The 979-nt window shown below is 25.1% G+C and carries 1 protein-coding gene; it reads left to right on the forward strand.

Features of this window, described 5'->3' with window-relative positions:
• The first annotated feature begins 219 nt into the window (after positions 1-219).
• Complete coding sequence (gene fsa / locus G3997_RS02490) at positions 220-870, forward strand: fructose-6-phosphate aldolase (protein ID WP_296647561.1); 651 nt, start codon at positions 220-222, stop codon at positions 868-870.
• Positions 871-979 lie beyond the last annotated feature (109 nt).

Consider the following 979-nt stretch of genomic DNA (forward strand, 5'->3'; position numbering starts at 1 on the left):
ATTATAACAATATTTATTAAGTTTATAAAGGAAAACTATAATATATGGTGTATTAGTTATAGTAGAAAAATTTAATTGATTATAGGATGTTTACTTATAATTTAAATGATAAATTAACGTGAAAAAAACGATTAACTATGATATATTAAAAGTCTATTAGTTAATAATATAGAATAGGTAAATTTTAATACAATTAAGAGAAAAATTACGGAGGTTTTTATGAGATTTTTTATAGATACAGCAAACATAGAAGAAATAAAAGAAGCTAACGAATTAGGTGTTATATGTGGTGTTACTACAAATCCATCTCTTATAGCTAAAGAAGGAAGAGATTTTATAGAAGTAGTAAAGGAAATAAGTACTATAGTAGATGGACCTATAAGTGCAGAAGTAATAAGCTTAGATCATAAAGGAATGGTAGAAGAAGCAGATAAGTTATCTAAAATACATAAAAATATAGTTATAAAGTTACCTATGACATTAGAAGGTTTAAAAGCAACTAAAATATTATCTCAAAAAGGAATAAAAACAAATGTTACATTAATATTCTCAGCAACTCAAGCATTATTAGCTGCTAGAGCAGGAGCAACTTATGTAAGTCCATTTGTAGGAAGACTTGATGATATAGGTCAAGATGGACTTTCATTAATAGAAGAAATAGTTGATATATTTAATGTTAATGCTATAGAAACTCAAATAATAGTTGCAAGTGTTAGAAATCCAATACATGTATCACAAGCTGCAAGACTTGGTGCTGATATAGCAACAGTTCCATATAAAGTTATAACTCAAATGACTAAGCATCCTTTAACAGATAAAGGAATAGAAAACTTCCTTAAAGATTGGGAAGGTGCTTCATTAAAATWATAATAAAAATTTATTTTGATTTATATATAAAAAATAGCAACTATTTAGATTATATCTAATACAGTTGCTATTTTTTATTTTATTATTTATAAATTTTATTTCTGACCTATCC

This window comes from Romboutsia sp. 13368 (assembly GCF_018336475.1).
Lineage (GTDB): Bacteria > Bacillota > Clostridia > Peptostreptococcales > Peptostreptococcaceae > Romboutsia.